At 47.0% G+C, this 20,011-nt stretch carries 16 protein-coding genes; all 16 read left to right on the forward strand.

From position 1 onward, the window contains the following. Window positions 1-47: 47 nt before the first annotated feature. The 16 genes from nuoL (at window position 48) to DCMF_RS27790 (ending at window position 19,876) form a co-directional block, all read left to right on the forward strand. Complete coding sequence (gene nuoL, locus DCMF_RS27715; protein ID WP_148137444.1) at window positions 48-1,952, forward strand: NADH-quinone oxidoreductase subunit L; 1,905 nt, start codon at window positions 48-50, stop codon at window positions 1,950-1,952. Further along, a complete protein-coding gene (locus tag DCMF_RS27720; protein ID WP_148137445.1) occupies window positions 1,953-3,461 on the forward strand; it encodes a complex I subunit 4 family protein in 1,509 nt (502 codons plus the stop codon). It begins immediately after the preceding gene. After that, window positions 3,462-4,889 carry an NADH-quinone oxidoreductase subunit N gene (locus DCMF_RS27725; RefSeq protein WP_148137446.1) on the forward strand — a complete coding sequence of 476 codons (1,428 nt, stop codon included), beginning with the start codon at window positions 3,462-3,464 and terminating at the stop codon, window positions 4,887-4,889. 159 nt (window positions 4,890-5,048) lie between these two features. After that, the gene (locus DCMF_RS27730; protein WP_148137447.1) at window positions 5,049-5,441 is read left to right on the forward strand and encodes a hypothetical protein; all 393 of its coding nucleotides are present in this window, start codon (window positions 5,049-5,051) and stop codon (window positions 5,439-5,441) included. Then, on the forward strand, window positions 5,441-6,808 hold the full coding sequence (locus DCMF_RS27735) for a 4Fe-4S binding protein (RefSeq protein ID WP_148137448.1): 1,368 nt from the start codon (window positions 5,441-5,443) through the stop codon (window positions 6,806-6,808). Before DCMF_RS27730 ends, DCMF_RS27735 begins: the two co-directional genes overlap by 1 nt. A 34-nt stretch (window positions 6,809-6,842) precedes the next feature. Beyond that, entirely contained in the window at window positions 6,843-7,079 is a 237-nt protein-coding gene (locus DCMF_RS27740; protein ID WP_148137449.1) for a DUF2933 domain-containing protein, read from the forward strand. 84 nt (window positions 7,080-7,163) lie between these two features. Continuing rightward, the gene (locus tag DCMF_RS27745) at window positions 7,164-7,658 is read left to right on the forward strand and encodes a DUF2318 domain-containing protein (protein ID WP_148137450.1); all 495 of its coding nucleotides are present in this window, start codon (window positions 7,164-7,166) and stop codon (window positions 7,656-7,658) included. 43 nt (window positions 7,659-7,701) lie between these two features. Then, the gene (locus DCMF_RS27750) at window positions 7,702-9,567 is read left to right on the forward strand and encodes an urease accessory protein UreH domain-containing protein (protein ID WP_236860137.1); all 1,866 of its coding nucleotides are present in this window, start codon (window positions 7,702-7,704) and stop codon (window positions 9,565-9,567) included. 2 nt (window positions 9,568-9,569) lie between these two features. Then, window positions 9,570-11,993: a heavy metal translocating P-type ATPase gene (locus tag DCMF_RS27755; protein ID WP_148137451.1), complete on the forward strand. Its 2,424-nt coding sequence runs from the start codon at window positions 9,570-9,572 to the stop codon at window positions 11,991-11,993. Between the two features lie 92 nt (window positions 11,994-12,085). Continuing rightward, window positions 12,086-12,784 (forward strand): response regulator transcription factor, encoded by a 699-nt coding sequence (locus tag DCMF_RS27760; RefSeq protein ID WP_148137452.1) that lies wholly within the window; start codon window positions 12,086-12,088, stop codon window positions 12,782-12,784. Window positions 12,785-12,786: 2 nt separating this feature from the next. Beyond that, on the forward strand, window positions 12,787-14,184 hold the full coding sequence (locus DCMF_RS27765; protein ID WP_148137453.1) for a HAMP domain-containing sensor histidine kinase: 1,398 nt from the start codon (window positions 12,787-12,789) through the stop codon (window positions 14,182-14,184). Window positions 14,185-14,316: 132 nt separating this feature from the next. Then, window positions 14,317-15,015: a CAP domain-containing protein gene (locus DCMF_RS27770; RefSeq protein ID WP_148137454.1), complete on the forward strand. Its 699-nt coding sequence runs from the start codon at window positions 14,317-14,319 to the stop codon at window positions 15,013-15,015. Window positions 15,016-15,322: 307 nt separating this feature from the next. Beyond that, complete coding sequence (locus DCMF_RS27775) at window positions 15,323-16,738, forward strand: aspartate ammonia-lyase (RefSeq protein WP_236860138.1); 1,416 nt, start codon at window positions 15,323-15,325, stop codon at window positions 16,736-16,738. Window positions 16,739-16,765: 27 nt separating this feature from the next. Beyond that, entirely contained in the window at window positions 16,766-17,998 is a 1,233-nt protein-coding gene (gene hydF, locus DCMF_RS27780; RefSeq protein ID WP_214658956.1) for a [FeFe] hydrogenase H-cluster maturation GTPase HydF, read from the forward strand. A 93-nt stretch (window positions 17,999-18,091) separates the two neighbouring features. After that, window positions 18,092-18,574, forward strand: a complete 483-nt coding sequence (locus DCMF_RS27785; RefSeq protein WP_214659438.1) for a DUF6803 family protein — start codon at window positions 18,092-18,094, stop codon at window positions 18,572-18,574. Window positions 18,575-18,841: 267 nt separating this feature from the next. Further along, window positions 18,842-19,876 carry a LacI family DNA-binding transcriptional regulator gene (locus tag DCMF_RS27790; protein ID WP_148137456.1) on the forward strand — a complete coding sequence of 345 codons (1,035 nt, stop codon included), beginning with the start codon at window positions 18,842-18,844 and terminating at the stop codon, window positions 19,874-19,876. The last annotated feature ends 135 nt before the right edge of the window (window positions 19,877-20,011 follow it).

Consider the following 20,011-nt stretch of genomic DNA (forward strand, 5'->3'; position numbering starts at 1 on the left):
TTGGCCTTTGAGTGTTTATCTACTTATGAAGGTGGGTGTGAAAAGAAATGGTTGAGTTTGCGATGCAACATGCATGGTTGATTCCACTCCTTCCCGCTATTGGTTTTGCCCTGATCGGACTGGTGACCAGGCCTTGGCAAAAGCTTAGCGCCTTCATTTCCATTGCTTTGATGCTGTCTTCTTTTGTACTTGCTTTAGGGGCAGTGTATGGCGTTTTCTCAAATCCTGATTTGATTGAAAAGCCATTAGAGTATAGTGTCAGATGGTTTGGTATGGAAGGACTAAATATTAATGTGGGCATCCTTTTGGATCCTACGTCCGCGATGATGCTTTTTGTGGTCACGCTGGTCGCTTCATTGGTGCAAATTTACTCCCTGGGCTATATGCACGGTGACCCCGGATTTTCCAGATTTTTTGCTTACTTGTCTTTATTTGCCGCCTCGATGCTGGGGCTGGTGCTGTCCAGCAACTTGCTGCAGATGTTTGTGTGCTGGGAACTGGTAGGTTTATGCTCCTATCTTTTGATCGGTTTCTGGTACCACAAAGATTCCGCCCGGGAAGCGGCGAAGAAAGCGTTCATGACCACGAGAATCGGCGACTTTGGTCTTCTCTTGGGCATGTTATTCCTGCAAATATTATTTGGAACCCTGGATTTAAGCGAACTGGCTCAGCTGATTCCGGGATTTGAAAATACGGCCCTATTGACGATGGTGGCCATCCTGCTCTTCATCGGGCCCATCGGCAAATCAGGCCAATTTCCTCTCCACGTTTGGCTGCCGGATGCCATGGAAGGCCCTACTCCCGTCAGTGCCTTGATTCACGCAGCAACCATGGTGGTGGCCGGTGTTTACTTGGTGGGAAGAACCCTTTTCCTATTCGCTTCTGTGCCTACCGCCATGGAGGTGGTGGCCTGGGTGGGCGGTTTCACGGCCATTTTTGCCGCTACCATCGCCATTACCCAGCGGGAAATGAAAAGAATTCTTGCTTATTCTACCGTGAGCCAATTAGGGTATATGATGCTGGCATTGGGAGTAGGCAGCTTAACCGCCAGCATGTTCCACCTGATGACCCACGCTTTCTTTAAAGCCCTCATGTTCCTGGGCGCAGGCAGTGTCCTGCACGCTCTCCACGACAAGGCAGATGTTTGGGAAATGGGCGGCCTGAGAAAGAAAATGCCTGTTACGGCCTGGACCTTTGTCATCGGCGGCCTGGCCATTGCCGGGATTCCTCCTTTTGCCGGTTTTTGGAGCAAGGATGAAATCTTAACGGTCACCTTAGAGAGCGGACATGTAGCCCTCTATGCCATCGCTGCGGTAACCGCTTTGCTCACGGCATTTTATATGTGGCGCATGATTTTCTTAGCCTTCTTTGGCGAAGAAAAGCCGGAAAACCATCCCCACGAATCCCCCTTTAGTATGTTGCTGCCCTTGGTTGTACTGGCTTTCCTCTCCATCGTAGGAGGATTGGTGGGCACGCCCTGGACGGAAAACGGTTTTGGCTACTGGATTCATTTTGGCGGGCATCACGAGGCGGAAGTAAATTGGATGGTGATGATTTCTTCTACTCTATTGGGTGTGGTGGGCATTTTGGGCGCGTATTTCTTATATGGCCGGAAAACCGATTTGCCCCACAAATTGGCGGAAAGTTTTAGACCGGTTTACCAGTTGCTCTATCACAAGTATTACATCGACGAAATTTATCAGTGGTTTAACCATACCATCGTAGATGGCCTGGGGAAACTACTCTACTACTTTGATATCTATGTGGTGGATAATATTGTGAACGGAATCGCCGGCTTTACCAGGCTTGCCGGAGGATTCCTGCGCTACTTCCAGACAGGAATGGTCCAGACCTATGCCTTAATCATTTTTATCGGCATTATTGTGATCGTTTTAGCCCTGACCTTTATGGATCCTGCCGCAGCCAATTTGGTATTAGGAGGTGTAAGATAAATGAACTTTCCTCTATTGACGCTAACCTTGCTCGCACCGATAATTGGCGCATTGGTCATTGTTTTTATTCCCAAGGATGAGCACAAGCTCATCAAAATGATCGCGGCAGCTGCCACCTTTGCTTCGCTGTGTATCAGTTTGTTCGCTTACTTTAGCTATAATCAATCTGTGGGCGGCATGCAGTTTGTAGAAAGCATCCCCTGGATTTCCGACCTGGGCGTCACTTATTTAATGGGCGTGGACGGCATTAGCCTGCCCATGCTGCTTTTAACAAACCTGATTGGCTTTTGTGCCGTCTATGCCTCCTGGAATGTGGATAAGAGGCCCAAAGAGTTCTTTATTCTCTTATTGATTTTAATTGCCGGAGTCATGGGTACCTTTATTGCCCAGGATTTGTTTATTTTCTTCCTGTTCTATGAGGTGGTGGTCATCCCCATTTATATCATGGTGATCATCTGGGGGAGCAGCAAAAGGGTGACCAAAGAATATGCCGGCATGAAATTAACCATTTACCTCTTAATCGGAAGCGCTTTTCTCTTAGTGGGGTTGGTTGCTTTATTTGTCCAGGCGAAGAATATGACCGGTGTGCCCACTTTCAACATCGAAGCCCTGTCCCAGGTCCCCTTCAGCGACCAGTTCCAGATTTTTATCTTTTTCTTTATGGCCTTAGGCTTTGGCTCCTTGCTTTCCATGTGGCCTTTCCACTCCTGGTCGCCGGACGGTTATGCCGGGGCGCCTACGGCCGTAAGTATGATCCACGCCGGGGTGCTGAAAAAGATCGGGGGGTATGGTTTAATTCGGGTAGGTCTCTTTATTTTGCCGGTGGGAGCAAAATTCTGGGCTCCTTACATTGCGGTCCTGGCCGTGGCCGGTGTGGCTTACGCGGCATTTATCGCCCTGGCCCAAAAGGATTTGAAGTATGTGGTAGGGTACTCCAGCGTCAGCCATATGGGCTACGTGTTGATCGGCTTTGCTTCCCTCAATGTGATTGGGATCAACGGGGCCGTAGCAGGGATGTTTGCCCACGGCGTCATGGCCGCCTTATTCTTCTCCATGATCGGTTTTGTCTATGAAAAGTCCCATACCCGTTATATTCCGGATTTAGGGGGTCTAGCCCATCAACTGCCCCGGGTTTCCGTAGGCTTTATGTTAGCCGGCTTAGCTTCCCTGGGACTTCCCGGACTGGTGAATTTTATCCCGGAATTTACCACTTTTATCGGCGCTTTTCGCGTTTATCCGGTATTAACCGTGATCGCTGTTTCCGGGGTCATTATCACTGCTTTATATGTGCTGAGGGCCCTGGCCAACGTGCTTTTCGGGCCGAAAAAAAAGGAATGGGATGCTTTGCCTGACGCTAAAGGGCCGGAAATGGTACCGATTATCGTCTTAGGCACCGTGCTGATTGTGGCCGGGATCTTCCCCTCCTTGCTGATGGATATGGTGAATAACGGCGTCGCCCCGTTAATGGCCAAAGTGAGTAATCTGATCCAAGTAGGGGGGGTGTTCTAAATGACAATTGATTTCTCCCTGTTAACGATTGAAATACTGACGGCAGGATTAGGCTTGTTCCTTCTGGTACTGGCCATCATCATCCCCCATCAGGCCAGAAAAGGCCTGGGCTATGTGACGATGCTGGGTTTGCTGGGCATCCTGATTGCGGCTTTTAATTTCCAGGGCCTAAATACCTCCCTGTTGAACGGATTCTATCTGGTAGACGATTTCTCCGCCTATCTAAAAATTCTTTTCCTCACGGCCGGTATTTTGGTGGTCTTGGGTTCTATGAAATATATCGAAAGCATCGGCCATTTAGGAGAATTTTATGTCACATTGGTTTTTGCCCTGTTAGGCATGATGATTATGGCCGGGGCGGGAGAATTCATCACCCTATACGTGGGCCTGGAATTGATGACGATTTCTTTTGCCATCATGGTCGCCTATCGAAAAACCGATTCCCGTTGTATTGAAGCCGGCATCAAGTATATCATCCTGGCCGCCTTCTCCTCAGCCGTATTGTTGTATGGTCTGAGCCTGGTATACGGATTGACCGGAACCACCCTCATTCCGGAGATCGGCACTCTTTTAACCGGTGATCAGTGGTCTCCCGCGTTAATTCTGGGGCTGGTGATGGTCCTGGCAGGCTTTGGCTTCAAAATTTCCGCCGTTCCTTTTCATATGTGGTCACCGGATGTCTATGAAGGGGCGCCCACACCAGTGACATCATTTTTGGCCGTGGGTTCCAAAGCGGCTTCCTTTGCCATCCTGGCCCGGGTATTCCTGCTGGCTTTCCCGGGGTTAACCGATCACTGGACCATGCTGGTGGCAGTGCTTGCCGCGATTACCATCGTCGCCGGCAACCTGATTGCCATTCCTCAAACGAATGTGAAAAGAATGCTGGCCTATTCCAGCATTGCCCAAGCCGGATATATTTTAGTGGGCCTGGTGGCGGCAACGGAGTCGGGGCTGAAAGGGATGCTCTTTTATTCCATGCTGTATGTTTTTGCCACCATCGGCGCCTTTACCGTGGCCACCAACTTTTACAATGAAACCGGCAGCGATGATCTTCAGGATTATGCGGGCTTAAGTCAAAGGTCCCCCTTAATGGCCGCCGTGATGGTGGTGGCCATGCTGTCCATGGCCGGGATTCCCCCGCTGGCAGGTTTTGTGGGGAAATTATATCTCTTTTCCAGCATCATCGAAAACTACCTGTGGCTGGCTGTGATCGCCTTTATCATGAGCATGGTTTCTGTGTATTACTATTTAAGAGTTGCTTTGGTGATGTACCGGGATGAACCGGTAAATCCATCGGCGATTCCTGTTTCCAGCCCTGTGGCGGCTACTTTGCTCATCACAATGGTGGTGACCTTTATTTTGGGTATTTATCCGGAACCCTTGTCCCATTTGGCCAATCTGGCCGCCAAGTCATTTTTCCTGCACTAAAGCAGGAACATGCTAAATACATCCTTTTTCATGCAGGAGAGCCCGCTTTTTGCGGGCTCTATTTTTTTTTATTCTTCATTAAAACTTCAGATGTAACCTTTATACTGGTGCCAGATCGAAAAAATTTTGAAGGACATAAAAAGAAGGGGGAATTTTAGCGTGCATTTTGGCAAGGGTTTAAATCAGTTACTGGTGATCTCTTTAGGGGTTTTTTTATTGGTGCTGGTCCAACCTGACGTTGGTCAGGCCGCGTCGTCTCATACCTCAGGGTCAGCTGATGACATGCCGCAAAATATGACGATGGATCGGGGAGATCAGGAACAGGGTATGCCTGAAACAAGCGATGTCCATGAGGAACAGGGTATGCCCGGGATGGCCCAAGAGCCCCACGGGCAAGACATGCCTGGGGAGAAAGAGGGACATGGTGAGGATGTCGATAATGGCGTTAACTGGCCGGTAATTTTCAGTTTTGCCGGGATCAATGGGGCAGCATTGCTTAGTGCGGCAGTTTTGAGACGAAAAAGATTAAAAACGATAGCGGAGGGCAAGTAATGGCAAAAAATAACCAGACTAAAGCAAACCACAATTTGTTAAGGATTTCTTTTCTCAGTTCTTTTATCAAAAGTAAATGGTTCCCGGGCCTTTTTCAATGGCCCATCCTCATCATTTTCTCCTTCATTGTTTATGAACTGATGGCAGGGCCTGGTACTGCCCATGACAATTTCGGTACCGCCGGCACCTGGGTTTTGTGGTGGCCGCTGATACCTCTTATTTTCCTTGTCTTTGGCCGCTTCTGGTGCGGTGTTTGCCCCTTTGCCACCCTTAATGATTTAGTGCAAAAGTATGTGGGTGTGAATTACCAGGTGCCGAAGTTTCTAAAGAAATATGGCATTTGGTTGATTGATATCTTTTTCATTTTGATTACCTGGAGTGATCATGTTTTTGGCATCGTAGAATCGCCCAGGGGATCCGGGGTTTTACTTTTGATGATCATTACCGGCGTAATTATTTCCGGCGCCTTTTTTGAGCGGAGAACCTGGTGCCGCTATCTCTGCTTTTTAGGAGGGTTGTCCAGCAACTATGCCCGGGCAGGAAGTTTTGAATTGAAAGCCACTCCGGAAAAATGCGCAAAATGCACAACCCTGTCCTGTTATAAAGGGGGGGAGAAAGCGCCGGGCTGCCCCATGTTTGAAGTGCCCAGAACCATGGACAGTATGTCAAAATGCAATTTCTGCGGACATTGTATCAAGAACTGTCCCAATGACTCCATTCAATTATCGCCTCGGGTGCCTACCAGGGAGTTGTGGTTTATTAAAAACCCTAAGTTTGAAGAGTCTTTCTTAGCCATTGTGATCATGGGGATCGTTTTTGTGCAAAATATTACCATGCTGGATATTTGGCAAGAGATGCTCAACCGGTTGGAATCTTTTGTGGGGACAGACAGTTATTTTGTTACTTTTACCATCACTTTTGTGATCGCTATGGCCTTGCCCGTTTTCGCGTTATTATTGACTAGCTGGGCAGCAAAGCAAGGAAATAAAGAATCGGCGGCGGGAAATTTTGCCAGGTTCGGTTATGCGCTAATTCCTCTGGATCTGGCCGCCCATATGGCCCACAATCTCTTTCACCTGCTGGCGGAAGGGAAATCGGTTTTCTACACGTTGATGGGAGCTTTGGGATATTCCTCCCATGGGGCATCTGCTGCTCTGGTAAGTAATGGAACGATCCAGCTATTACAGTTTGGCTTGATTGGCTTGGGTGTTGCCGGCTCTATATATACTGTTTATCGCATCGCCAAGAATCATTTTAAAGACCCCCAATTGGAGTGGAAAACCTTTCTCCCCTTTGCCATATTAATTTTAATTTTGGGCGCAATTAATATCTACTTGTTTATGCTGCCCATGGCCATGAGAATGTAGTAAAAATAAATGAAGAAAAGAAGGAGTGAAAGTGATGGATCATAAAAAAGGGTTCTTGCACAGTCTTTTGATGATGGCTTGCTGTATCCTGCCCATGCTAGGTTTAATTTTACTTGCACCTCAATTAAAGGCAGCCGCGACAAAATTTGACTATTCCTGGCTTTTCCTTTTGGCCTGTCCTTTAGTGCATCTATTTATGATGAGGGGCATGAGAGGGAAGGGAGAAAGCTGCCATGGCGAGGGAAAACAGGATAAAGTGCAGGGGCAATAAAATTTGAAGGATAAAAAATCTTCATAAGATCTTCACAAATAATCATTATGATGAGATTAGAAAAATGAGAGAGGTGTGAAGAATATGGGCAAGTCGATGAGGGCCCTGTTTTTACTAGCAGGGATCATGGCGGTACTAATCATCTATAACTTTATGATTAAGGGAAGTATGGTGGGCGTAGGTAAAACGGAAACAGACGGTATTGCGCCAGGTGAAGACCTAGTCATCACCAAAAACGAAATAACCGAAATAGCAAAGTTCTATCCGTATCAGTTTGGCAATACTAAAATGGAAATTGTAGCGGTGAAAGCGAATGACGGCACAATTCGCACCGCATTAAACACCTGCCAGGTCTGTTATGATTCCGGCCGGGGTTACTATGTCCAGGAGGGAAATGAATTAGTATGCCAAAATTGTAGAAACAGATTTCAAATTGAACAGGTAGAGAAAATAAAGGGTGGATGCAACCCTGTGCCTATTTTACAGGAAAATAAGACGGAAGACGATAGCAATATTGTGATCTCCGGGAAGTTCCTCGCGTCAAGTGCCGAATTGTTTTCCAATTGGCATAAAGAATAATATAGACAGAATGTTAATTTATAGTTGTTAGTAGGGGGGGAGTATGATGGAGCAGAAATTGGTGCATACATTTTTTTATATTGAAGGAATGAGCTGTACCGGCTGCGAAATGAGAATAGAAAAGGCAGTAAAAATGGTTGAAGGAGTTATTGAGGCCGCCGCTAGTTTTAGTAAGGCGATGCTGGATGTGACTTATGATGCGAATAGAACAGGTGTAAAAAATATTATTACCGCTATAGAGAAACTTGATTACCGGGTCGTAAAGGAACCGGGCATGGAAAAAGCAGATGACATCTTTGGTTCCCCGCACCGTCCCGAAAAAACCAATATCAATCAATTGCTGGGTATAGGAATTATCCTTTTGGCCCTCTATATCGTGATCAAAAACACGGTAGGCTTTAATTTCATCCCCCAGGTGAACCAATCCATGGGCTACGGGATCCTCTTTGTGGTAGGATTGCTCACTTCCTTGCATTGTATTGCTATGTGCGGGGGGATCAATCTTTCCCAGTGCGTTTCAGGTAAATTTATCGGTGAAAGATCCAAACTGGCTAAATTCAAACCTAGTTTCCTATATAACGCAGGTAGAGTGCTGTCCTATACCCTAATTGGCGGTGCCGTGGGCGCATTAGGTTCTGTGGTTAGTTTTTCCGGTTCATCCAAAGGGATTGTGGCGATTATTTCAGGGGCTTTTATGATTGTCATGGGGTTGAATATGCTGAACGTTTTTCCCTGGTTAAAGCGCTTTCAGCCCAGAATGCCCAAGATCTTCGGAAATAGAATCTATGGAAGTGTAGAAAAATACGGGCCTTTTTATGTCGGTTTATTGAATGGATTTATGCCCTGCGGACCTCTCCAGGCGATGCAGCTTTATGCTTTGGGGACAGGAAGCCTTGGAGCGGGAGCACTGTCCATGTTTTATTTTAGCTTGGGTACGGTTCCTTTGGCATTTGGATTAGGCGCTGTCAGTTCTTTTTTAAGCAGCAGGTTTACCCGCAGGATGTTAAAAGTAAGTATGATCTTGGTGGTGGTGCTGGGAGTCTTGATGGTAAATCGGGGATTGAACCTGTCCGGTTTGTCCGTATCGCTGGCTTCATCGGGGACGGGAAATATTGCCCAAATCACCGGCGATGTGCAGGTGGTAACAACTAAGATGGAATCGGGCCAATATACGCCCATCATTGTGCAAAAAGGGATCCCGGTAAAATGGACGATCAAAGCGGACAGCAGTGACTTGAACGGATGCAATAACCCGTTGACCATACCGGAATTTAATATTGAGAAAAAGCTGGTTCCGGGAGATAATATAATTGAATTTACGCCGGAAAAAGAGGGAGATATTGTATACACTTGCTGGATGGGGATGATCAGCAGCAAAATTACGGTCGTACCGGATGTGACACAGGTGTCGGAAAAAGATCTCCCGAGCGCTGATCCTTATTCCGCAGGTGGATCAGGGGGCGGATGCTGTGCCGCAGGGTCAAAAGCAACAAAATTCGCCGGAGGCAACATCCCCACGGATGAAATAGCGGTAGGCGAGATCAAAGACGGTGTCCAGTACGTGACCATGAATGTGAATGATTACGGATATGCTCCGGCAGTATTGGTGGTGCAGAAGGGTGTAAAAACCCGTTGGACGATAAATGGAGAACAGTTGAATAACTGTAATGCCAGTATTCAAATCCCGGAATATAATTCTCAGGTAGATCTTCATGAAGGGGAGAACATGGTAGAGTTTGTTCCTGAGCAGGATTTCTCTTTTAGCTGCTGGATGGGAATGCTGAATGGATACGTCAAAACGGTAGATGATATTAATAAAGTTAACCTTGAAGAGGTTAAGCAGCAAGTAGCTGCCTTTCAGCCTGCAGGAGGGTCAGGGGGCTGCTGCGGAGGAGGAGGAAGTTTTTAACTATGGATACCAAAAAAACTTACACCATAGCGGGAATGTCGTGCGCGGCCTGTGCCGCCCGTATTGAAAAAGGACTTAACAAAGTGTCGGGTGTAAAGCAGGCCAACGTGAACTTTGCCGTAGAAAAAGCAACTGTAGAATTTGATGCTGAACTAGTCAGTGAAGAAATTCTTGAGGAGACAGTAAAAAACTTAGGCTATGAAGTGATTCACGAAAAAGCTCCTACGGAAAGCAGGGTCACCTTAAAATTAAGCGGGATGAGTTGTGCGGCTTGCGCGGCTCGCATCGAGAAGGGACTGAACAAGATTGACGGGGTGGCAAAAGCAGCGGTGAATTTTGCCGCAGAAACGGCTACCGTGGAATATAACAGTACGCAGGTCAAGGTGTCCGATCTGTTGGCCGCGGTGGAAAACCTGGGCTATCATGCCGAGCGGGCGGAAGAAGTTAGTCAGGACCGGGAGAAGGAACAACGGGAAAAAGAGATTAAAAGATTAAGAATGGAATTGATTGCATCTGCTGTTCTAAGTTCCCCTTTAATCCTGGCGATGTTGTTGACCCTATTTCGAATTGATGCTGCTTTTCTCCATAATGAATATTTTCAATTGCTGATTGCGACCCCGGTTCAGTTTTTCATCGGATTCCGGTTCTATCGAAACGCCTTTTACGCCTTAAGGGCGAAAAGCGCCAACATGGACGTGCTCATCGCCATGGGTACTTCTGCGGCCTATTTTTTCAGCTTATATAATGTATTTTTTCAGCCCATAATGCCTGGGATGGCCATGAAAGACCTGTATTTTGAAGCTGCCGCCGTGATCATTACTCTGGTCCTGCTCGGGAAATACCTGGAAGCGGTAGCCAAAGGCAAAACTTCGGAAGCGATCAAGAAGCTGATGGGGTTGCAGGCGAAAACGGCCCGGATAATCCGGAACGGTCAGGAAACGGACATTCCGGTGGAAGAGGTGGAAGTGGGAGATATTATTGTGGTTCGGCCCGGGGAAAAGGTGCCTGTGGACGGAAAGATCACGGAAGGAAACTCTTCCCTTGATGAGTCCATGCTGACCGGGGAAAGCCTGCCCGTGGAGAAAAAGGCCGGGGACACTGTGATCGGGGCCACTATTAACAAGTTTGGTACCTTTAAGTTCCAGGCCACTAAAGTAGGCAAGGATACCGCCTTGGCCCAGATTATCAAAATGGTGGAAGATGCCCAGGGTTCTAAAGCGCCGATTCAAAAAATAGCTGACCAGGTCTCAGGTATTTTTGTTCCTGCCGTATTGGGCATTGCCATCTTGACTTTTTTAATCCGTTATTTTGGCATTGAGCATGGACAAAATATTACCCCTGCCATCGTCAGCGCTGTTTCTGTTCTGGTGATTGCCTGCCCCTGCGCCCTGGGGCTGGCCACCCCCACGGCAATCATGGTAGGAACCGGAAAAGGGGCAGAGAACGGGATCTTGATCAAGGGCGGAGAGCATTTGGAAATGGCCTACAAAATCAATGCCGTCATATTGGATAAGACCGGTACCATCACGAAAGGGCAGCCGGCGGTGACGGATATTATTTCCCTGGATGGGGCGGAAAACGACGAGATTCTTCTATTGGCTGCTGTAGCGGAAAAAAGTTCCGAGCATCCTTTGGGTGTAGCTATTTATGAGAAAGGAAAAACCGAATTGACGTCGGTTCCTGATCCGGAAAAATTTACGGCCATTCCCGGGCGAGGGGTATCTGCCGTGGTGGATGGGAAAACGGTTTATTTAGGGACCAGAAAACTAATGAGGGAAAAGGGGATTCCTATTACAGACGCGGAAGAAGTTGTGGCCCGACTGGAGGAAGAAGGCAAGACTGCCATGCTCATGGCGGTAAACAACATGATGCGGGCCGTTATTGCCGTGGCAGATACGGTAAAAGAACATTCCCAAGAAGCCATTGCAGATCTTCAGCACATGGGAATCAAAGTCTATATGATTACCGGGGATAACAAAAGGACCGCTCTTGCTATTGCCAAACAGGTGGGCATTGAAAATGTCCTGGCAGAAGTCCTCCCGGAAAAAAAGGCGGAAGAAGTGGAAAAGCTTAAACAATCAGGCATAATCGTGGCCATGGTGGGTGACGGCATCAATGATGCGCCTGCCCTGGCTACCGCAGATGTCGGTATGGCGATCGGTACCGGAACGGATGTGGCCATGGAGGCGGCGGATATTACACTCATGAGAGGGGATCTCCGGGCCATTCCTGCGGCGATTAAGCTTTCCCGGAAGACGATCCGCAAAATCAGGCAAAACCTGTTCTGGGCCTTTATTTACAATATTATCGGCATTCCTTTTGCGGCTTTTGGCTTATTGAACCCGGTAATTGCAGGAGGAGCCATGGCCTTTAGCTCCGTATCGGTGGTGACAAATTCGTTGAGCCTGAAAAGAGCCAAAATATAGGGTGTCAGGGGGACGGGGTTGTTGACACCACCGTGTCAACAACCCCGTCCCCCTGACAACACGTAAAAGCTTTCTTTTGGGGGGAAGACAATATGGCCGGAGAAAAAAAAATACTGGTCGTTGATGATGAAGAAAAAATTGTGGAAGTGGTAAAATCATATCTTGAGCATAATGGGTATACTGTTTATCCGGCTTTTTCCGGAAAAGAAGCGCTGATATTGTTTGAGAAGGAAGCCCCTTCATTATTGGTACTGGATCTGATGCTGCCTGATATTTCCGGAGAAGAGATCTGCCGGATGTTAAGAAAAAAGTCCCGGGTACCGATTATTATGCTCACGGCTAAAGTGGAGGAAGAAGACGTTCTCAAAGGGCTGGGCATCGGAGCAGACGATTATGTGACAAAACCTTTCAGTCCCAGGGAACTGGTGGCCAGAGTGGCCGCCTTGCTGCGGCGCACCGGGGAAGAACCTGTTCCCCTGGCCAGCGTGCTCTCCTACCATGATGAGGATTTGGTCATTGACAGTTTGAAGCATGAGGTGAGGAAAGAAGGAAGGATTGTGGGGCTTACCCCCAATGAGTATAAACTCCTGATGACCTTGGTCAAATATCCGGCCAAGGCGTTTACCAGAGATGAATTAATTTCCATCGCGCTGGGAGGAGATTTTGCAGGGTTTGACCGGACCATTGATACGCATATCAAGAATTTGAGGCACAAGATTGAGACGGATCCCAAAAACCCGCAATATATCTTGACGGTATACGGAGTGGGTTATAGATTTGGCGGTGAATAGCAATGAAATACAGTCTGAAGGCAAAATTATCGTTTTCCTATGTGATGGTGGCTTTAATCAGCATTCTGCTCATTAGTGTGCTGACTAATCAATTCCTGGAAAAGCAGTTCCGAGAATATGTTCAACAGAATCAGGAACAAAAAAACCATACCGTAGCCGTATCCATCCGCCAACAATACCTGGGCGAGGAAAAGTGGAATTACGCTGCTGTGGAAAGCATTGGCATCAATGCCCTGGAAAACGGCTTAATCATAAAGGTCACGGATGCATCCGGGGAGGTAATTTGGGATGCCAAAATTCATAATAATGGGATGTGCCAGCGCATTATCCGTCAGATGTCCCAGAATATGAATACCCACTATCCTAATCTTAAAGGAGGATATGTGGAAAAACCCTATCCCATTATCGTCGATGATAAAGAAGTGGGTCTGCTAAACATTGGTTATTACGGACCCTTTTATTTAACGGAGAATGATTTAGCTTTTATTAATACCCTCAACAAGCTGAATGTAGCGGCAGGGCTTTTGGCCATGCTTTTTGCCCTTCTATTGGGACTGGTGATGGCGAAAAGGTTGAGCACCCCTATTTCCCGGGTGATTGACGCCGCCCAAATGATTTCCCGGGGTTATTTTGGGGGCAGAATTAGTGAAAAATCCAGTACCCAAGAAATCTGCCAGCTTACGGAGAGCGTGAACCACATGGCCCAGAATCTGGAGAACCAGGAGATTCTGCGCAAAAGGCTTACTGCCGATGTGGCCCATGAATTGCGTACGCCTTTGGCTACTCTGCGCAGCCATTTGGAGGCCATGATCGATGGGATCTGGCAAGCGGACTGCGACCGGCTGCAGAGCTGTCATGAAGAGATTATGCGCATTACCCGGATGGTGGGAGATCTGGAGATGCTGGCCAGATATGACAATGAGAATCTTACCTTAAATAAAACACAATTTGATCTTTCCGGGCTTGCTAAGCAGGTGGTGCAAAATTTTGAGAGCGCTTATGTAAAGAAAGGAGTAACCTTAAATTATTCGGGTGGGGAAGAAGGGATCCGGGCCGACAAGGACAAAATGAACCAGGTGCTTTCCAATCTTCTTTCTAATGCCCTGAAGTATACCCCGGCCGGTGGGCAGGTGGATGTATCCGTAAAAGGAACGCTTCATACGGTGGAAGTTATTGTTAAAGACAACGGAACCGGAATCGCAGAAGATGATTTGCCCTTTATCTATGAACGTTTTTACAGGGCGGATAAATCCCGAACCCGTTTGACGGGAGGCTCTGGTATCGGCTTAACTATTACCAGGTCCATCGTAGAAGCCCATAAGGGAAAAATCGAGGTAGGAAGCAAGCTAAATGAGGGAAGCGAATTTAGGGTAATCTTACCAAGGCAGGCGGATGAATAATCCGCCTGTTTCTTAAAAGTCAGAAATATTTGGGAAGAGCAGTATTCGGAAACTTCATATTTTCTTCATAAGTTATTATTACAATAAACAGGCACAGGATGGTGTAAAACTCTTAATGAAATGGAGGAATTTATGATGAAGAAACAGGTATCTCGTTTAAGCTTCCTTGTGTGCCTCATGATTATGTTTACCATGCTCTTTTCAACGATGGCTTTTGCTGCGCCCAGTTCTGCAAAAGCCGCCACCCCATCTAAGAACGTCAATCAATCAACGGTTGTAAGCAAGGTCCAATCCTTGCTTAACAACAATTCTGGAAGTGCTGAAATATCGAATTTGTTGGCAGGAAAAGGCGCTTCCGCCGCCCAACCTGAACAAAAAACTGTACCAACTACTACTCAAACAGCTCCGGATCCTGCCGCTTCCGGACAGACTACTAGTCCCGTAGCTGGATTAACTGCTGACGAGCAGAAAATGGTAGACCTGGTTAATAAAGAAAGGACTGCCAATGGCCTGAAACCGCTTCAGGTGGATATGAGGCTGGTAAATACAGCCCGGATGAAGAGTCAGGATATGATCAATAAAGGATATTTTGATCATAATTCTCCCACGTACGGTTCTCCATTTGACCAGATGAAGAGCCAGGGAATCACCTATAAGACCGCAGGGGAAAATCTGGCGGGCAACAGTACAGTGGAAAAAGCCCACACTGCTTTAATGAACAGTGCAGGGCACCGGGCAAATATCCTTAATGCCAACTACACGCATATCGGCATTGGTATTATTGACGGGGGACCTTACGGTAAAATGTTCACACAGCATTTCATCGGGTAGTATCTTTCTGATTGGAACAAGAGGCTCAGCGTTTGGCTGGGTCTCTTGGTTATTTCTTATGCATAGGACGCGTATTGGTTGGCTATTGCTTTTATAGATTAATTTGGCGGCTACACATGGAATCTTGTATAAAATTCTATCGTATTTTGCTATAATGTTAGTAATGAAAGTGTTGATGAAATATAAATCTTTATCTAATCTCAAGGGTTGGCCTGAGAGAGAGGAGACAGGTAGAGGGTATGCATGCCTTTTTCCGCTCATCAGGAAAAGGTGTTTTTTTATTTCAGGGGAAAGGGGTTTATGACCGATGATGAACAGCGGGGAAACCCAGGTTAGAATGGAAAAGGATGCGTTGGGGGAAAAAGGGATTCCTGCTCATGCCTATTATGGCATTCACACCGCCAGAGCCGTGGAAAATTTTCCTGTCAGCGGAAGAAAAACCAACCGGCACCTGATTGAGGCTTTGGTCCTGGTGAAAAAGGCGGCAGCGATGGCCCACCGGAAACTGGATCATATACCCCAAGCAGTGGTAGAAGCAATCATTACTGCCTGTGATGAGATTCTGGCGGGGAACTGTGCTGACCAGTTTGTGGTTGACGCTTTCCAGGGCGGTGCCGGTACTTCTACTCACATGAATGTCAATGAAGTAGTGGCCAACCGGGCCATCGAAATTTTGGGCGGAGAAAAGGGGGATTACACCCTGGTGCATCCCTTGCATCACGTCAACTGCTGTCAATCCACCAACGATGTGTATCCTACCGCCCTGCGCATTGCTGCCATCAGACTTTTACGTCCCCTTAGCGAAGCTTTTGCTTCCCTGCAACAGGCGCTGCAGGAAAAGGAGCATGAGCTGGCTGATGTGATCAGGCTGGGGAGAACCCAATTGATGGATGCTCTTCCCATGATGGCAGGTCAGGGGTTCGGAGCCTATGCCAAAGCAGTGGCCCGGGACCGGTGGCGTTTGTATAAGGTAGAGGAAAGGCTCCGGGAAGTGAATATCGGCGGCACGGCCATCGGCACAGGGATGAATGCCTCCCTTAAATACACTTTTTTGATCACAGATAACCTGCAGGAAATTACCGGTTTGGGCATTGCCCGCAGTGAGTATCCCATGGATATCACGCAAAATATGGATGTTTTTGTGGAGGTGTCGGGGCTGTTAAAGGCAGCGGCAGTCAACCTGACGAAAATTTCCCACGACCTCCGGCTCCTTGCCTCCGGTCCCGCAGGCGGGATGGGGGAAGTGAAACTGCCCCCGGTACAGGCCGGTTCATCGATTATGCCCGGCAAAGTGAACCCGGTGATTCCGGAAATGGTGGCCCAGGTGTCCCTGCGGGTAACGGCCAATGATGCCGCCATTACCGGGGCGGCCATGAACGGACAGCTGGAGCTGAACGCCTTCACTCCCCTGATTGCGGAATGTCTGCTGGAATCCTTGGAATTGATGACCCGGGCCGTACAAATTTTTGAGGAAAGATGCATCCGGGGGATTGAGGCAGACCCAACGAGGTGCCGGGAGCACGTGGAGAAATCTTCTGCTTTAGCCACCGCCCTGGTCCATCATATTGGATATGAGAAAGCGGCGGAGATTGCTAAGAAGGCTCAGAAATCCGGGAAAACCGTGCGCCAGGTGGCGCGGGAAGAAGGGATTCTGCCCCTGGAGGTTCTGGATCAAATTCTGGAGCCCCTTCAGGTTACGAAACCGGGCATCCCGGGAAAATAAACGTTCCATCCAAGGAGGAGAATGGGTATGGGAATGAACGATACGCCAAGATCCGAAAGGATTCATCTGGCGATTTTCGGCAGGAGGAACGCGGGAAAATCCAGTTTAATCAATGCCCTGACGGGACAGGACATTGCCCTGGTCTCTCCTGTCAAGGGCACTACCACCGATCCGGTATATAAAGCTATGGAACTCTTGCCGGTAGGACCGGTGGTCTTTGTGGACACGGCAGGCCTGGATGATGAGGGAGAACTGGGTGAACTGCGCAAGAAAAAAACCATGGAGGTATTACATAAAACGGATTTGGCCATCCTTGTGCTGGACAGGGAAGTTTCGGAACTGGAGCAAACCCTGGTCAGGGAGATCAAGGAAAAAAATATTCCCCTCATAGGCGCCCTCAATAAGATTGATCAAGGTGAAGTGACCCAGGAACAGATCAAGGCTTGGGAAAAAATGCTGGGCATAGGGCTCTGCCCGGTTTCTGCCTTAAATAAAAAAGGTATAGAGGAACTGAAAAGACTGATCATTCAGGCTTTGCCGGACGAAGAAGACAAGTTCGGCATTGTAGGAGGGCTGGTCTCGGCGGGGGATTTTGTCGTCCTGGTGGTACCGATCGACAAGGCGGCTCCCAAGGGGAGACTGATTCTGCCCCAACAGCAGACGATCCGGGATATCTTGGAGAGCGACGCCATGGCGGTGGTGACGAAGGAGCACGAACTCAAGGAAACCCTGGAGAATTTGGGCAAAAGACCCCGGCTGGTGATTACCGATTCCCAGGTGTTCCTAAAGGTGGCGGCAGATACGTCCAAAGATATTGCCATGACCTCTTTTTCCATTTTGTTTGCCCGGTATAAAGGGAACCTGCCTGAACTGGTGCGGGGAGCCCGGACTGTGGAAAGGCTGAAAGACGGGGATCGCATCCTGATTTCCGAAGCCTGTACCCATCATCATCAGGCAGATGATATCGGCCGGGTAAAAATACCCCGCTGGCTGCGCCAGAGAACAGGAAAATTACTTCAGTTTGAATATGCTGCCGGGTATGGGTTCCCCGACAATCTGAGGGATTATGCCCTGATCGTCCATTGCGGCGGTTGCATGCTGAACAGGAGAGCCATGGGATATAGGATTCAGCAGGCCATAGAGGCCAATGTTCCCATTGTCAATTACGGCGTGTTGATCGCTTATGTCCAGGGCGTTTTGGAGCGGGCGATCAAACCTTTTCCCGGAGCAGTTCTGGCCTGGGAAGAAGGAGAAGGCTAATTTCATAAATCTCCATAAAATCTCCATAATTCTTTGATAAGATGCCGCTGGAAGCAAAATTATTAAAGAGAGAAAGGAGGAAATGGTATGGAGATGACAATGACGCATTACATGGAACTTTTGGCCACCAATCAACCATGGAACCTGCTTATTTTTATGGCAGTACCGGTAATCCTGGCCGAGACCATTGCGGTGACGGAATTGTTTATTCTTTTTGGGCGGAACCTTTCCGGCGGCCTGAGAAAACTGAACAAATTTGCGGGTATTATTGCAGGTTTTTATTTTCTAGGTATCTTTGTCTATCTTTTTATAAACGCAGTGATTCCTTTGACCGTGAGTGGTCAGTGGCGGGGGATTGCTGACGTGATTGCGGTAGGGTTTTACCTGTCCGGGGTTATCCCTCTATTAGGGATGAGTTTACTGGAAATCGGCCTGCTGGGACGGCATAAAACGGAGGAAGGAAAGCTTAAACTGCATGCCACTTTTGTGGCGATCTTTCTCGTGGTAGCCCATGTGGCGATGATTTTCGGTATGCTGAGCCCCAGTGTTTTTCAGTTGAGTCATATGCAAATGTAATCCTAAATTCGATTAGTGACCCCTTAAAATGGCACGAGTTCAATAGGAAAATTTGCTCAACCATACCTTAAACCGATAGGGAAAGCAATAAGAGAGATATTATTTCAACGATAGTGTCTCTCTTAAATTTTGTGCGCTCGGCATGGGTGCAGTCAAGATTTATTAAAAAATATTTTAAAGTTCAGAAGGAGATCGGGATGTTATGGAGAATAATGAATACGTATTCACAAGAAATTAAAAATTTAGATAAGGATAGGTCAACTGATTATGAAAATAGGAGAAAAAGATGAAAATTTGACCACAAAAGATATTGCACGCATGGCCGGAGTATCCCAACCTACTGTGTCACGGGTATTAAATGACAGTCCCAATGTAAAGCCGGGAACTAAGAAAAAGGTTATGGACATTATTAACAAATTAGGCTATACCCCTAATCAACTGGCAAGAAGTATGGTGTTAGGAAAAACATTTAACATAGGTCTTGTGCTTGCGGATATCACTAATCCATTTTATAGTGAGCTAGCCAAAAGTGTAATTGATCGGGCTAAACAATCACGGTATAATGTTCTTTTATGTAATACTGATAATAACGAAGATACCATGGAAATGTATTTGAATTATTTGATGCAAAAAAGGGTAGATGGAATTATTTTTGCTTCAGTGTCTACTAAATCAATTCGGGTACAGCATTTGGTGGAAAGTCAATTTCCCTGTATATTATGCAATCGGCGATTAGAGAGTGAAAAGGAAAATTTTATTGTATCGGAAAACACAAAAGGAGCATATATCGCTGTTAAACATCTAATTAATTTGGGCCATAAAGAAATTGCTTATATTTCTGGATCTTCAGATTTTTCTACTGCGGTCGAACGAAGAGAAGGCTATTGTAAAGCTTTAGAGGAAGCGGGTTATGCTATTGACCGCTCACTGGTGCTGCAAGGCCGTTTTAAGGAGGAGAATGCCTATACTGCAGCTAAGCAATTAATTGCTTTAAAAAAGCGACCGTCCGCAATTTTTTGCTCAAACGATTTAATGGCATTAGCGGCCATAAATGCAATTTTTGACTCTGGTTTAAAAGTACCTGATGATATTGCTATTGTAGGATATGATGATATTAATGTTGCATCCTATCGTACAGTTAATTTAACAACAGTTGCCCAAAGGAAAGAAGAAATGGGAATCAAGGCAGTAGACCATTTATTAAGCATCATTGAAAAAGGTCAACCGACTATACCAATTCAGGAATACCTGGAACCCAAGCTAATAATTCGAAAAACGTGTGGATTTTATTTAAAAAGATAACGTCAGATATAGGAAAGGAGGAAATAAACATCTGAAAGGAACGTCTTAATTAATAGGTTCAAGCAGAGTATTTTTTTTAGTGAAAAATGAATACGTATACATGGAAGAACAAAAAAAGAATGGAGGCATTCCTAT

This window comes from Candidatus Formimonas warabiya (genome assembly GCF_002777255.1).
GTDB lineage: Bacteria > Bacillota > Dehalobacteriia > Dehalobacteriales > Dehalobacteriaceae > Formimonas > Formimonas warabiya.